The sequence below is a fragment of the Thermocoleostomius sinensis A174 genome (genome assembly GCF_026802175.1).
In the GTDB taxonomy this organism is placed as follows: domain Bacteria; phylum Cyanobacteriota; class Cyanobacteriia; order Elainellales; family Elainellaceae; genus Thermocoleostomius; species Thermocoleostomius sinensis.
In genome coordinates, this window is sequence record NZ_CP113797.1 from 5,368,282 (window position 1) to 5,382,898 (window position 14,617).

Annotated in this window: 11 protein-coding genes; 5 read left to right on the forward strand and 6 right to left on the reverse strand. The window is 46.7% G+C overall.

The genetic code is table 11. From position 1 onward, the window contains the following. Positions 1-53: 53 nt before the first annotated feature. The gene (locus tag OXH18_RS23290) at positions 54-1,577 is read left to right on the forward strand and encodes an FAD-dependent oxidoreductase (protein WP_268609900.1); all 1,524 of its coding nucleotides are present in this window, start codon (positions 54-56) and stop codon (positions 1,575-1,577) included. A gap of 32 nt (positions 1,578-1,609) precedes the next feature. Here OXH18_RS23290 and OXH18_RS23295 read toward each other — a convergent pair whose 3' ends face one another. The 6 genes from OXH18_RS23295 to OXH18_RS23320 form a co-directional block, all read right to left on the reverse strand. Continuing rightward, on the reverse strand, positions 1,610-2,473 hold the full coding sequence (locus OXH18_RS23295; protein WP_268609901.1) for a DUF6671 family protein: 864 nt from the start codon (positions 2,471-2,473) through the stop codon (positions 1,610-1,612). Continuing rightward, positions 2,473-3,273 (reverse strand): nitrate ABC transporter ATP-binding protein, encoded by an 801-nt coding sequence (locus tag OXH18_RS23300; protein ID WP_390904407.1) that lies wholly within the window; start codon positions 3,271-3,273, stop codon positions 2,473-2,475. The genes OXH18_RS23295 and OXH18_RS23300 overlap by 1 nt, the downstream gene beginning before the upstream one ends. 221 nt (positions 3,274-3,494) lie before the next feature. Beyond that, entirely contained in the window at positions 3,495-5,498 is a 2,004-nt protein-coding gene (locus OXH18_RS23305; protein WP_268609903.1) for a nitrate ABC transporter ATP-binding protein, read from the reverse strand. A 210-nt stretch (positions 5,499-5,708) separates the two neighbouring features. After that, on the reverse strand, positions 5,709-6,542 hold the full coding sequence (gene ntrB / locus OXH18_RS23310; RefSeq protein WP_268609904.1) for a nitrate ABC transporter permease: 834 nt from the start codon (positions 6,540-6,542) through the stop codon (positions 5,709-5,711). Between the two features lie 112 nt (positions 6,543-6,654). Further along, complete coding sequence (locus OXH18_RS23315) at positions 6,655-8,028, reverse strand: CmpA/NrtA family ABC transporter substrate-binding protein (protein ID WP_268609905.1); 1,374 nt, start codon at positions 8,026-8,028, stop codon at positions 6,655-6,657. Positions 8,029-8,710: 682 nt separating this feature from the next. Continuing rightward, on the reverse strand, positions 8,711-9,682 hold the full coding sequence (locus OXH18_RS23320; RefSeq protein ID WP_268609906.1) for a glycosyltransferase family 2 protein: 972 nt from the start codon (positions 9,680-9,682) through the stop codon (positions 8,711-8,713). Between the two features lie 514 nt (positions 9,683-10,196). Between OXH18_RS23320 and OXH18_RS23325 the strand changes: the two genes are divergently transcribed. The 4 genes from OXH18_RS23325 (at position 10,197) to OXH18_RS23340 (ending at position 14,361) form a co-directional block, all read left to right on the forward strand. Continuing rightward, positions 10,197-10,634: a hypothetical protein gene (locus tag OXH18_RS23325; protein ID WP_268609907.1), complete on the forward strand. Its 438-nt coding sequence runs from the start codon at positions 10,197-10,199 to the stop codon at positions 10,632-10,634. A gap of 40 nt (positions 10,635-10,674) precedes the next feature. Beyond that, positions 10,675-12,750: a hormogonium tapered terminus morphoprotein TftA gene (tftA, locus tag OXH18_RS23330; RefSeq protein WP_268609908.1), complete on the forward strand. Its 2,076-nt coding sequence runs from the start codon at positions 10,675-10,677 to the stop codon at positions 12,748-12,750. A gap of 202 nt (positions 12,751-12,952) precedes the next feature. Then, the gene (locus OXH18_RS23335; RefSeq protein WP_268609910.1) at positions 12,953-13,147 is read left to right on the forward strand and encodes a hypothetical protein; all 195 of its coding nucleotides are present in this window, start codon (positions 12,953-12,955) and stop codon (positions 13,145-13,147) included. Positions 13,148-13,257: 110 nt separating this feature from the next. Then, positions 13,258-14,361: a hypothetical protein gene (locus OXH18_RS23340; RefSeq protein ID WP_268609911.1), complete on the forward strand. Its 1,104-nt coding sequence runs from the start codon at positions 13,258-13,260 to the stop codon at positions 14,359-14,361. Positions 14,362-14,617: the final 256 nt, after the last annotated feature.

Sequence of the window (14,617 nt, forward strand, 5' to 3'; positions counted from 1 at the left end):
TACCCATTACTGTAGCAGTGGGACACAAATATTAACGAAACTGCTATTCTATTATGGTACAACTTGCAGGAAAGCCTATTTCTTACTGGATTGATTCAACTCCTACGAATAATTTCCCAACGTTGGTGCGGGAAACCTTTGAAGGCGTGTCGGTAGACGTTGCGATCGTGGGAGCGGGTATTGCTGGAATTACAGCGGCTTACCAACTGAAACAAGCTGGCAAAACTGTCGCTGTACTGGAAGCTGATCAAATTTCTGTCGGAACCAGTGGTCACACGACTGCTAAAGTTACCTCACTGCATCAGCTAATCTATGCAGATTTGATCAAGCAAATTGGCGAAGCCAAAGCCCGCTTGTATGCCGAATCGAACCAAGCGGCGGTAGAGTGGGTTGCATCGCTAGTGGAGAACGAGCAGATTGATTGTGACTTCAGTCGCCAAAGCACATTCACCTTTGCTGAGTCAGAAGCAACTCTCTCTGAGGTCAAAGACGAAGTGGAAGCAGCCGTCACATTAGGATTGCCGGCTTCCTTTGTTACTGAGACTACGTTGCCTTTTCCAATTGTCGGAGCCGTCAAGTTTGATAACCAGGCGCAGTTTCATTCACGCAAATATTTACTACATTTGGCCAAGACCATCGACGGAGATGGCAGTTACGTGTTTGAAAAAACCCGAGTGCAGCAGGTAGAAGAAGGCGATCCCTGCCAGGTGATCACTGATCAAGGAGTGGTGAGTGCTAAGGATGTCTTGGTTACGACCAATGCTCCGATTTTGGATCAAGGCTTATTCTTTGCCAAAACCTATGCCAAGCGCTCTTACATTATTGGGGCACGCATCTCGCCCGATCGCGCTCCACAAGGGATGTTTATTGGTACTGGGCAAAATTATCGATCGATTCGTACCACTCCCTTCAACGGCGATTTGTTACTGTTAATTGGTGGCGAAGGGCACAAAGTGGGCAGTACCTCTGACACCGAAGAGAAGTATCAGAAGTTGGAGGACTATGCTCGATCGCGGTTTGGCGTCGAAACTATTGACTATCGCTGGTCTACGCAGGATCTTGTGTCCTTCGATCGGTTGCCCTTTATTGGCAAGTTAACTCCGTTCAATCAGCATGTTTACGTTGCGACTGGGTTTAGCCTTTGGGGGATGAGCAACGGTACCCTGTCAGGGCTGTTGCTTGCTGACACGATTTTAGGTCAAGAAAACCGCTGGGCTGAGCTTTACGATGCCACCCGCGCAACACCCTTTGTGAAGCCACAATCGCTGAAGGAAAACATCGATGTAGGAGTGCACTGGATCGGCGATCGGCTGAAAGGATTACGGCACCAATCCTTTGATGATGTGGCAGTCGGGGACGGTAAGCTGGTGACGATCAAGGGCAAACAGATTGCAGCGTATCGAGACGAAACGGGCACATTGCACGCAGTTTCTGCAACGTGTACTCACCTTGGCTGTATTGTTAATTGGAACAGCGCTGAGAAAAGTTGGGATTGTCCTTGCCACGGGGGGCGGTTTGACTGTGATGGCAAGGTACTACATGGCCCACCGATTAAAGATTTAGAACCGTACTCTTAGGTTTGGTTCTGCGGCGATAACAGCAAAGGCATCTAGGGATTGCACAATGCACACTGAGCCGGATCAGCCGCCGTTTTGCCATCGGGATACAACAACGATCGCTGAAAGCCACAGTATTGACAGCCATAAATTGCCTGTAGCGTCAGATCAGTGGGGGAACCGCACCATTCGCAGGGCAAGCCACCTTGACGCTCAACCACATCAAAACCGGGATACCGACACTGGGGGCAGCGTTGCTTTAGTTTGCGAACGAGATCGCGAGTCGCATCGCCTATCACCTGCATTCGAGTGGGATTATGCATCGCTCGCATATCCGTTTCCAGCCATGCCTGCCCGAACTGCTCCAGTGTGCGCTTGACAATCTCAATCAACTCAGCTTCCTGGTGAATGCCTTTGACGATTGTCTCTGATTGAATTCGATCGGCGTCAGACATCACCACTAATCCGTGGTCTGGAAATCCTGCTTTTTGGGCAAACTCTAGGGCCGTATTGAGATCAAACACCAATTGATGGCGAAAGTTGGTCTGAGTGGACACGGTTTCGCCCACCAATTCCAGACCATGCTCTGCATCAATCAAAATTACAAGTTCGCGATTGCAAGCCAGATAGGGCAGCAGCGGATGTGGGCTGAACGTACCTTCGCTGGCTAGCGCCAATGAATGTCCCGTGAGATCGATCGCCGCCTTTGCTTTCAGGCGAGCCGCCTCCAGTTGTGTCCCTGGTCGATCGATCTCACGGGTAAAGGTGCCAAATTGATCCGTGTTTAAACTTGCGACCTGAAGTTGCAGTCCGACTTCCGTCAACAAAATGGGAGCCATGACCGTTTCTTTTTGGTGCATACTGGCCAACACTCCCACTCTGCCATCGAAGGAAATTGGATAGGGGAACTCAATCATTACTCATCATCATGGGCAAAACGATTATAGAGATAATCTAAGATATAGTTCCGCAGTTTGTAAAATTCAGGGTCTTCCATAATCCGTCCCCGATCGCGAGGACGAGGAAAGGGAATATCAATAATTTCGCCAATGGTGGCGGCTGGCCCATTAGTCATCATCACCAAGCGATCGGCCAAAAACAGAGCCTCATCAATATCGTGCGTAATCATCAGTACAGTACAGCGATGATCATTCCAAATCTTCAGCAATTCTTCTTGCAGTTCTTCCTTGGTGATGGCATCGAGTGCGCCAAAGGGTTCATCCAAAATCAATACTTCTGGACGAATCGCCAACGCACGGGCAATTGAGACACGCTGTTTCATCCCGCCCGATAGTTGACCAGGACGCTTGTGGGCTGCTTCCGATAGCCCCACTAAATGCAGATGCTCTCGCGTGATTTGCTTCTTCTCGGCTTCTGATTTTTGCGGATGCACCGAGTCTACGGCTAAGTAAACATTCTCGTAAGCCGTGAGCCAAGGCAACAGGGCATAGCCTTGAAACACAACCATTCGATCGGGACCAGGAGAGGTAATTTTTTTACCGTTTAACGTCACAACACCGCTACTGGGTTTGGAGAAGCCTCCTACCATATTGAGTAAGGTAGTTTTACCACAGCCAGAGTGACCAATGACGCAGATAAACTCGCCTGCTTGTACGCTAAGATTAATGTCTTCCAAAACCACATAGTCACCCTTTGGAGTGGGGTAGATTTTAGAAACACCATCAATCGTAAGGAAGGCATCTGAAGCAGGAGCCAAAGCAGTCCGAGACCGATCGCGAGGCTGAGCATTGAGAACAGAGAGGGCTTCTTGACTGGAAGGTTGAGCGTGCAGCGAATTACGAATAGACGAGCGATTAGAATCGGACGAAAAGGCAACGGAATGGTTATTGAGGTTCATGCGTTTCAGGTTCATGAGGATTATCCAAAGTAAGACAGAAGTGAGAATGACTAAAGATAGCTAGCGGCTCAGAGACGTCACTAAGCAGATTTAGGCGTACGATTGTCTAAAATGACGTCAGCAACACTGAAATCATGTTTGATAGATAACTGATTGAGATACCCGATCGGATCATCCGCGCTGAAAGTGGTGCCATCAAATAGCTGAATTGGTCCGCGACTGTAAGTGATTTCGGTTAAACCCAATTCTCGGGCGGCCGTACTGAAGATGTTGACACGACAAACTCGCTCCAAAATTTCCACCCAGTTGCGCGGAAATGGTACATCCCCCCATCGCGCCATTTGTGCCATCATCCACAGGTGCTCGGTACGGCTAGGACGATTGACACCTTGTCCATAAAATTGGTGGTGCGCATATTCCCGTGGCGACGGATGCAGGCTGCACACATGGGGATTGGGATCGCCCAAGTAGATGTAAGACAAATCTGTCCCCAAATACTCGCGTCGTGACAAAATTTCGCGAATCTCTTCGTGATTGGCTTCGTCCATGCAGTAGGCACAGGCTTCCAACAGCGCTTTAACCAAAGCAATGTGCGTATTGGGATAGGACTGGGCCCAGTCTTCCCGGACCCCTAACACTTTACCGGGATGTCCGTTCCACACTTCCAGATCGGTAGCGATCGTGTAGCCAATCCCCTCCACAGCGGCCCGTACATTCCAGGGTTCACCGACGCAATACCCATCAATATTTCCCGCTTGCAAATTAGCAATCATTTGCGCTGGTGGAATGGTGGACAGTTCTACATTGCGATCGGGGTGAATCCCACCTGCGGCGAGCCAGTAGCGTAACAGCAAATTGTGCATCGACGCGGGATGAACGACTCCGAAGGTATGGCGCTTGTCGGAGGTTTCTAATAGCAAATGCTTGAGGTTTTGCAAGGTATGAATACCCTGATCGTAGAAGCGTTTATCAAGGGTAATAGCGTTACCATTACGGGTTAAGGTGAGGGCGGACACAACAGGCAGCGGTGTACCATCCATACCCCCCAGCGTTAACCAAATTGGCATTCCGGCTGGCATTTGGGCTGCATCGAGATAGCCTCCAGCGATTCCATCTTGAATGCCACGCCAACTCGCTTCGCGCACCAACGACACTTCATCTAAACCGTGATGCGTAAAGAATCCCTTTTCTTTGGCCACCGCCAACGGTGCACAGGCTGTCAATGGCACAAAGCCAATATCCAGATTCACCTTTTCCAACCCATGACGAGCGATCGCTCCCTGCTTACCAGCCCGCAGTTTCTTGATTTGCTTTTGCTGATTGAGAAAATAAATGACTTCGCTGCGCATGGAATAGTAACTCGGATGATTCACCACCTCCAGGCGTTTGCGCGGACGGGGAATATCGACTTCCAGAATTTGCCCAATCTTGGAACCTGGACCATTGGTGAGCATGACGATGCGATCGCTCAGCAATAGAGCTTCATCGACATCGTGCGTCACCATCACCGCTGTCACGTGGCTCTCTTCGCAAATTCGCATCAACTGCTCTTGCAAATTGCCACGGGTGAGGGCATCGAGTGCGCCAAACGGTTCATCTAGCAACAGCAGCTTGGGACGAATGGCTAATGCACGAGCGATCGCTACCCGCTGTTTCATTCCCCCTGACAGTTGTCCTGGTGGTTTGTCAGCGGCGTGGCGCAATCCCACCAAGTCAATATGCTGTTCCACCAAGGCCCGACGTTCTCCCTTGGGTAAATCAGCCAGCACTTCATCAACCGCTAGCGCAATATTTTCGCGCACAGTCATCCACGGCAACAAAGAATAGTTTTGGAACACTACCATTTTGTCAGGACCAGGACGGCGAATTGTTTCGCCATCTAGCAACACCACGCCATCGGTGGGTAAATCTAATCCAGCGATCATATTCAGCAGAGTAGATTTGCCACAGCCGGAGTGTCCAATTAGCGATACAAATTCGCCCTTGTGAACCTCTAAGTTAATGCCTTTCAAGGCCAAATACTCGCCACCCCCACTGAGGGCAAACGTCTTTTCAATTTGATCAACTGCAAGAAAAACTGACATGGTTCGGTGAAGTTAGTAAGGTTGACACTTTTTCGGGAATACAAACAAGTTTTGCCTATTAAGTGAACGATCGTTGAATTGCAGAATTGATAATGATCGCATCGCTGATAGCATCAATTGGTGCAAGAAAACGGGATGAACGATCAATCGATAACAAAATCAACAGAGCATCCATCCCGCCCACTCATTCACCTGCAACGTAACCAACCGTTAGGCAGTCAAGCGCCTTTGCAAATAGGCAACGGCTCGATCGAGCAACAAGCCGACTGCGCCAATGTAAATGACTGCCAAAATGACTTCACTGACATAGTTATTCTGATAGGCATCCCAGATGAAGAAGCCAATGCCCACCACACCAGACATCACAATCTCTGCCGCAATGATTGCCAGCCAAGCCAACCCGATCGCAATCCGCAGTCCGGTGAAAATGTAAGGCAACGCAGAAGGAATCAGAATTTTGAAGAAATACTTGCGTGGTGACATTTGCAGCACACGGGCTACGTTTTTATAATCTTGCGGAATTTGCTGTACACCCACGGTCGTGTTGATCAGAATCGGCCAAACTGCCGTAATGAAAATCACGAAAATTGCTGCAAGTTGCACATTCGGTAACGCAATCAGGGTAATGGGAACCCACGCCAACGGCGCAATCATACGCAGAAATTGAAAGATAGGATCGAGGGCCTTATTCAAGGTTTGATTTGTTCCCACCAATATTCCCAAACTAATGCCAACGATCGTTGCTAGTGTATACCCTTGAGCGACCCGCGTTAAGCTCGACAAGGTTTGCCAAAACAATCCTTTATTCAATCCACCTAAATCAAAAAATGGATAAAACAATAGCTCGCGAGTACGTTGATCGGTGATGAGGCTGAGGGGCCCGGGCAATCGCGTTAACCCACTGGATGAAATCAACTGCCAAAGTAAGAGAAATCCCAAAATTCCGAGCACAGGCGGAATAATATTACCTGCATTCTTCTTCCACCAAGTTTGAAGCGAATTCGCCGAACTTGTTCTTCGGACTGCTCCTGATTGTGCAACCATTGTTGTTTACGTCTCCTGTCGGTGAATTTTCGAGCATTGCTTGCTGAGGCGTTCAGCATGCTGTTTATTTGTGACAAAATAGTCTCTTGCACTTTGTTGATCAATCAAGCTTTTATACTCGCTTAATCTTTAGGCTGTTCAAATAGGCTTCTGGATTCGCGGGATCAAACTTGACGCCATCAAAGAATGTTTCAACCCCTCTAGAGGTATCGGTCGGAATACCGCTGAATCCTGCCTCCTGAGCCGCCTCTCGCCACAAATCTTCCCGGTTGACGCGATCGATAATCTGTTGAGCCGTGTCAATGTCTTGCAGCGCGCCTTTGTGGAAGCCCCAGCGAATGGATTCGGTCAAAAACCACAAATCATGGCTCTTATAGGGATAGGAAACACTGCCGACGGTATCCGTCCAATACAGTGGACCTTTCTTGAAGTCGTTGATAGCAGACTTACCATCGCCCATCGCGTATTGTCCCGCAAATGGTGGCTCCAGAATATCAGCAGGAATGTTAAAGAAGTCCCGACCCGACACAATCTGAACCAACTCGGCACGATTTTCTGGCTGATCGCACCACTGTTGGGCCTCCATAATCGCTTTCAGCAACGCTTTGGTGGCTCTGGGGTTGGCATCGACCCAGTCTGCCCGAATTGCCAAATATTCCTCGGGATGAGACGGCCAAATTTCCGCGGTTAACGTGGACATGAAACCGATATCATCAGCCACAATTCGGTACGGCCAAGGATCGCCCGTGCTGAAGGCATCCATCGTTCCAGTTCTCATACCCTGCACAGTTTCCGGTGGTGGCACGGTCAGCAAATCGATATCATTGTCCGGGTCAACGCCGCCCGCTGCGAGCCAATAGCGAATCCAAAAGTCTTGGTTAGCGTTGGGAAAAGTAAACGCTGCTTTGAATTTCCGTCCCTGACTGGCTTCAAACCCCTTGATATAATCAGCAGCATTCGTGATATCCAGCCCCAATCCTTTACCTGCGTGAGCGTTGGCAATAGCAATACCGTTCCCATGCGTATTCAGTTGAGCCAATACATACATCGGGATCTTGTTGCCATTGGTAATAATTCCTTCGCTTAACAGGTGCGGCATCGGCATTTGCCACTGTCCACCATCAATACCACCGCCTTGAGACCCGATCGTCACATTATCGCGAGCAGACGCCCAGTTTGCTTGTTTGGAAACTTCAACTCCAGTCATCCCATACTTGGCAAAGAAGCCTTTCTGTTGCGCAACGATCAGTGGAGCCGACTCAACGATAGGAAGATATCCCAGCTTAATGTTGGGGGTTTCCGGGGTTTCAGTCGATCCCACTGGAGATGCTGCCGGAGATGCCGCCGGAGATGTCGCCGGAGCCGTAGTCGTATCAGCAGTGGTGGATGGGGGATTGCCCACACATCCTTTTAATAAGACCGCCCCAGCAGAAGCGCTTGCTGTGAATAAAAACTTGCGACGAGATGAACTAAAAGCGTGAGACATAGAACCTCCTAGCGAGCGTGAAATGAGTAGGCAATTCGTCTTCCAGCAACGTGGCATGGTTGTGGAAGGCGTGATTGAAACCAGCAGTCCCCTCAGATCTCGGATTACAAACCGCGCACTAACCCAAAATCTTGCAGAACTATTTAGATAGAAAAAAATCTATGGTTTGCTGGAAATACATTGAATTTTATCAATGTACTATGAATAAGAAGTTAGCAGATTTAAGTGATCTTTGTAACCCTTCTAGCAAGAAGTTGCAGAAGTTTTTCCAAATCGTGGATATAGGCAAATGTTGTTAGTGGATTGAACAATTGACGCATTTCTATTGAAACGATTACAGTTATGCCCAAAAGTAGCTGTTTTTCAAGAGAACTCTGATAGTTTCTATAGAGTTAAGCCGCATGTTTTTAGCTGCAAAATATCAATAATTAAAACTTTTAATTAACGCATTGCACGAAATACCTCTCTAGGGGCTGGAATCCTAACGCTAGAAATTCATTTAACCATCGTGTTACCGATCGGATTTGCAAGCACCCCTAGTGTGCCTATCACCTTCGCCCTCACCAACTTGTAAATGTGACAGGCTTCCTACTCCTAAGCCTGGAACGAACTGAAGCGTGCTGAGATGGCAAAGGGGTAGAGACGTATTTTCAACAGAATGTATTCAATAGAGAAGACGCTATCAGTCGCTTGAGTTTTGTTCTGAGTTTTGTTCAATGTCTAAGCGCCGCAGTCGAACCCTGGTTTCTTCCAATAGTTTACGGTTGGCAGCCATCAAATCGGCTACTAGTCCAAACATCCACAGTTGAAACCCAATCAAAACCAGCACCGCTGCCAATATCAAACTGGGGGCGCGCGATCGCGTTGGATCGACAAACCAAAACAACAATAGCCACCGCACCCCTAGCACAGTTCCCAAGAGAAATGGAATCGTTCCTAGCAGTGCAAAGAACCGCATTGGGCGGTATAGCATAAAGATCCGTAAGATTGTGAAGGACGATTTCATCACATAGGATGGAATACTCTTCACCAAGCGCGACTTTCGCATGTTGGGATTGGTACGAATTGGCACCGAGGCGATCGTCATGCCTTTTTGCCCCGCTTGAATAATTGTTTCGAGGGTATAGGTGTAATTGTTGAAAACGTTCAACTGCATTGCCGCTGCCCGACTAAATGCTCGAAATCCGCTCGGCGCATCCGGGACATCGGTGTTGCTTGCCAACCGCACCATAAAACTGCCAAAGTTTTGCAGCACTTTCTTAATATAGGAGAAATGCCGGGTTTTCCAGATCGGGCGAGCACCAATTACCATGTCTGCTTGTCCTAGCAAAATCGGCTGAATCAGGGTCGGAATATCGTCAGCACAGTATTGATTATCGGCATCGGTGTTGACGATGATATCGGCTCCGGCCCGCAAGCTAGCTTCTAAACCTGCCATGAATGCTTTGGCTAGTCCTTGGTTGCTAGAAAAACTAACAATGTGATCAACGCCATATTCTTTTGCTACTTCTACAGTGCGATCGCGGCTGCCATCATTAATCACCAACCATTCGATCGTCTCTACCCCTGGTAAATGACGGGGTAAGGCCGACAGTGTGGTTCCCAAGGTCAGTTCCTCGTTATAGCAAGGGATCTGGATAATTAGCTTTGTCATGACTTGTTTTGGCGGCACATAAGCCAGATTTTTACCATAAATAGGGGCACTTGATCATAGGAAACAGGGATATCAACATCAAAGTTCTTTGTCCACACATCTACTGGTCTACCGATGCACCCATTTAACTAGAGTTTTTTAACTAGAGTTTAGAGGACCGATTGGCTGACAACACTCGATTCCCTTTCCCCTCCCTCCTCGCCGATCCGGGGCGGGACGTTGAATCCCCTCCATTGTCCCGACTCCCCATCGCTCCATCTGGGAGAAAGGGTTGGGGGATGAGGAAACAAAGAGTTGTCAGTTCTGAGTTCATCTAGCAGGAGCACGATCGCTTCAACATTGCTCCTGCTGTGCACCTATGCGAACTAATCGATGAACAACTTTGTGATTCAAACTCCGGCATAAGTCAGGCATTCTCAGGCGTGAAGTCAGGCGATCGGTTGGTTGGATTGAAACATCGAACTAAAGATGAATGAATCAATTCTTTTAGGCAACTACAGCAAGGATAGAAGCGATGCAAGGTACATGGGCTTTCCAAAGTTTTTTGATGCTTCCCTCTGAAACTGAATGGGCTGCACCCCCAGGAACATCAGTGAGCGCAAGAAAGTGGGCGAAGGGAACCTTAGCAATCTTGAGTAGTACCGATGATGAATTCTCAGGAGAACTGACATTTAGCGAAACGGTCAAACTCAATGTCAAAGGGAAAATTTTGCCTGCAACGGACGACACTCCTGCTGTGCTTGATGCGATCGGTGAAGCAACTGACGGTCCAGCCAAAGGTGCAATCTACAAGATCAGGGGATGGAGTAATCCACTTACATCTGAGCAAGTCAATCCATCTCAGATTCAAGGTTCAGTGTTAGCAGTGCGCGGCACGGATTCTAAGCCTGAAATAGAACTTGGAGGAATGCCGATCGGAACGATAGGGGCATTTATTTTGAACTTAGTTTAACAAGTCTAATAAGCCATCCATCATTATCTGGAGAATTACAATGGGACGAATCTTTATTTCCGCAGGTCATTTTTCTGGCGATCCTGGAGCAACTACCGCGATCGGCACTTCAGAAGCACAAGAAATGATCAAAACTCGTGATTTAATCATTGCAGAACTGAAATCGCGAGGATTAGTTCAAGATCAGGACTTCTTCTCTGTTCCAGATACAATTGATCTCACTCCTACAATTAATTGGATTAATGCTTGTGCTGTTGCTGGAGATGTAGCCCTAGAAATTCATGGGAATGCGTTCGACAAACGTGCAAGAGGAACCGAATGCTTTTTTATTCACGGCAATGCTGCACGCGAACGGGATGCCAGATTAATGCTAAATGCGCTTCTTAATCAAGTGCCTAGTCTTATCGATCGCGGAGATAAACCCGATACTCAATCTGCTCCGGGCAGTCTAGCATTCTGTCGTCGAATTGCGGTTCCATCATTGTTGCTGGAGCTATGTTTTGTTGACGAACCTCAAGATATGAATCTTTTGGTGAGAGATCGCGCAAAATTTGCCAAAGGCATTGCTAATGGTTTGATTGCATGGAGTGAAATCAGTCCAGGAAATCCAGGAGGTGGAACTAATCCTTTCCCAAGCATCAACATCAAACTCAATGGACGACTTCAGCAAGATAAGGGAATCCTAGTTAACAGTAATTCCTATATCCCTATTGATCTGGCTGGGCTTCTGGGAATCGATCTTTCTATTGCCACCAATGTACGGCGAGTCACGCAAGGAGGAATTGTTTATGTTAAAGCTGTTGATTTGCAGCCCTTTAATGTGTCAGTCAGTTGGCAGTCTAGTCCTCCTACCGTTGTTCTCAATACTGCACTGGTTAGTGTAGAGATCGATCGAATCATGGGTCAAGGTCTTAGCTCAATTGAGCAACTGTCGGATTTCTTAAAATCTAACAACTCAGGAGATTTCATCTCTCGTTTTCCAGATATTGCCAGGCTTTATGTCGAAGAAGCCAGGAAAGAAGGGGTCAACCATGACATTGCCTTCTGCCAAATGTGTTTGGAAACAGGTTATCTCAAGTTTGGTGGAGATGTTAGTCCTAACCAAAATAACTTTGCTGGAATTGGGGCGATCGGCGGTGGTGTTGCCGGAGCCTCATTCCCAGATGCCAGAACAGGCGTTAAAGCCCATATTGAACATTTAAAAGCCTATGCCAGTACAGAAGATATTGCACACCCTCCCATTGTTGATCCTCGCTTTCATCTAGTAACTCCCCGTGGCAAAGCTCCGAAGGTGAAGGATTTGACAGGAAAATGGGCAGTAGATACGCGATATGGTGACAAGATTCTCGCTATCCTGAAGCGACTTTATGAAAGTGCAGATGTTGAATCTTTGCATCATGGAGATTCAGGTAGCCACTCGATCGAAATTACTTCTCCTGCGCCACGATCGACGTTTGAGATTAAGCAGAGCTTTACTGTGAAAGGAACAGCAAGTCCTGGTGTCGTCAAAGTTAGTCTTAGCAGTCCTTGGGGCGGCAATATTTTTCCGTTGGTCACCGCAGCCGTAAGCGGTGGATTGTGGCAGGCTGATGTTGTTTTCAACACAGCAGGAAACCGGGAAATTTTAGCTACGGCTCTGGGTGATCAAGACAATATTTTGGATTTTGATCCCGAAGAGTTAATCGTTGTGATTCAAAGCAAATTGGCTAAACCTGTTGTAGGAGGTTATGTTACGAGTCCTTTCGGTTGGCGTAACGGTCGGAACCATCGTGGAACTGATATTGGGCATCGCAATGGAGTAGGAACCCCTATTCTCGCCGTTGCCGACGGTACAGTTAGTTTCGTTCAAACAGGATGTACTGTTGGCAATCACAACTGTGGTGGCGGTTTTGGCAGCCATGTAGATATTCGTCATTCCAACTTGGATTTACTGAGTCGCTACGCTCACTTAAGCCGTGTCAATGTCAGTGATGGACAAACCGTTACTAAGGGTCAGAAGATCGGCGAAATGGGAGAAACAGGTCATGCATTTGGGCCACATCTTCATATTGAAATCATTCGGCTAAGCAATGGTATTCACTTAGATCCTGAAACCATCATCATTCCGATCGTCTAATCTCTCAAAACTTAAGTCTGAAGTGGTAAAAGTTCTTCATCGAAAGTATTTTTCATCTTTTTCAAACTAGTGGAAAAGTGCATGAATTTTAAACAGATGCCTTTGATGCAGTCCTATCACGAGAGCAATAGAAAGAACAGTAGTTCTCTAAAAGCGCAAGCTCGATTTTGCTTCAAACAAGTAACAATCTTGGAGATTCACAATGGCAATTCAAGTCGATCCAAATGAAATTATTAAACTCATCAAGTTTATTGCTGCACCCGGACATGGCTTTGACAAGCCCACAGATTATCGATTCGAGCTTGATCCAAGTTTCAAAGGACTTAACTTGAGAGTGGTTTTGATTGTGACTCATTTACCTTCAGGTGACAAAACAACGATCGTTTTAGATCCTTAGGTATCTCTTTAAGCTAAATCAAAACTTTTACTGGCGATCGTTCCTAATCCTAACTAAAGAACGATCGCTTACTTTCTACCTTCTATAACTCTTAGCATTCAGGAAAATAAATGATGCGTAAAATTAGGAGAAAATGGGTTTTCATCTGCTTACTAGTAATTGCATTAATGTTTTCTAGTAAAATACCAGTGAATGCTCAATCTTCTTTCGATCAAGAATTAATTCCTCCAGAATCTTCAGTTACTGTACCCAGCGAGACTCGAATTGAGGAATCACCGAGTTTACCGCCCTTATCGTTAAAGACAAAAGCAGTTATTGCTGGAAGAAACGGCAATGGACGAGTAAAACTAGGGGATTATATTGAAGTAGAAGTAGCAGGTCTCTCAAACGCGATCAGAAATCGGAGTATTGATCCACAAGAACTTGTACTTTTTCTACAAGGTTATGCATTGCCAGATTTGCATGGAGAACCAGTTGGTGAAGATCGGTTAGCCTTCCAACTGAATCGAACTGATGAATCTCAAGAAGTATGGAATTCGATTATTGGTGGCAGCACACGATTTATTCGTAAAGCCAGAGTAAGCGTAGGCTTTGTTGAAAAACAGGCATTTCCTACCGTTGAACCTGCACCTACGATCGATATTCTTGTTCTGGGTTCGCCTTGGTTATTAATTTACATTCCGTTTCTGCTTTTGGTTCTCTTTTTATTCTTTAGATTTGGAATCGATGGGCTGCGAGATCCAGTGCAAGAGCCAAATTTAGATAAACATGATCAACCTTTTAGTTTGGGACGAACTCAAATGGCTTGGTGGTTCTTTTTAATTATTGCCTCCTTTGGATTTATCTATTCAATTACTGGAGATTACACCAACATTGTCACAAGTCAAGCAATGATCCTTTTGGGTATTGGTGCAGGTACTGGGGTTGGCGCAGCACTGATTGATGCAATCGGTGGAAATAAGGACAATGATGGAAATGTGGTTATTTCTAATAAAAAAGAAAAAGTAAGTAGGAACTTCTTTCAAGATATTTTGGCAGATAAAGATGGGGTAAGTTTTTATCGATTTCAGATATTTATTTGGACAATTGCACTTGGTCTAGTTTTTATTTTCGAGGTGTTGAAGAATCTCAAAATGCCAGAATTTGACTCAACACTATTAGTTCTTCAAGGAATTAGCGCAGGAACTTATCTTGGTTTCAAAGCTCAAAAATAATTGTTTTCTTTGTTGGATTGGTTCAATTTCTATCTCCAGCTTATGCAAAAAATAGTTCCTCAGGGAACTTCAGCAAAGTAACCTCAATTGCCAAGAGTAGCCGTCAGCAAGCAACTTCAAGCCCTCGGAAAACGCGGGCAACATTCCAAATGTTACTATTACTTATTGCAACGATCCACGCCTCCACCCCCTGCAATAGCCGATCGACTTCTGGTTTGCCATCGTCCTCAACTTTCGCAAAATTTGCCGAGGCTTC